This window comes from Vibrio sp. Y176 (assembly GCF_033438945.1).
Genome location: NZ_JAWOQS010000178.1, coordinates 1 through 943 on the forward strand (window position 1 = coordinate 1; position 943 = coordinate 943).

1 protein-coding gene is annotated in these 943 nt (G+C 49.2%); it reads right to left on the bottom strand.

Features of this window, described 5'->3' with window-relative positions; translation table 11 throughout:
* Positions 1–943 (bottom strand): FAD-binding oxidoreductase (locus R7O13_RS24940; protein WP_318304953.1); only part of this gene is annotated, 943 nt, incomplete at both ends.

Below are 943 nucleotides of genomic sequence, written 5' to 3' on the forward strand. Positions count from 1 at the left end.
GCATCAATGACACCTTCGCTTAGCGAGTTAAAGTTATGCGATTTCCAATAGTTACGTGCGCCCAGAGTAAGCAAGGGATCAAACGCTTGTTGCCATGCAGCAAATGGTTGTACGCCAACATGCTCACCATGTGCGTCACCAAAATCTCTGAGTGGTGCAATTAGCTTTTCACCCTCGGATGGGTCGCCTGCATAACATATCGCCAGTACGACTACTTCTTTACCGTGAACGCTTTCAGGTAAGAATGGGAGTGGCGGTGCTTTACGACTCACCATCCACACACTTAACTCTTCTGGCGCAGATTCGGTGAATTTTGCAAACTGCGTGATGACCGATTTAGCTTGATCAAACGGGAAGACAATCAAACCACTCAGTACTTCAGGGCCAACGGGATGCAATTGGAATTCAAACTGCGTAACGATGCCAAAATTACCGCCGCCTCCGCGCAGCGCCCAGAAAAGATCCTCGTTTTCTGTTTCACTGGCAAGCAATTGGCGTCCGTCGGCAGTAACGACGTTAGCAGAGACTAAGTTATCTATCGTCATACCGTATTTACGGCTCAACCAACCAAAACCACCACCTAAAGTAAGACCAGCAATACCAGTGGTAGAGTTAATTCCCACCGGGGTCGCTAACCCGTGTTTTTGAGTGGCTTCGTCTAAGTCGCCTAAGGTACAGCCCGGCTCAACAAACGCTCTCTTGGCATTTTCATCGACTCGGACTTGGGTAAGGAGCGACAGGTCGATCATGACCCCATTATCACAGACAGCGTTGCCCGCAATATTGTGTCCCCCACCTCGTACAGAAAGTAGCTGACCATTGTCTCGCGCAAAGTTAACCGCCATCACAACGTCATCTGCCGACTTACAGCGAGCAATCAAACTCGGCTTGCGATCAATCATGCCATTCCAGATTTGGCGCACTTCATCGTAATTAGAATCGG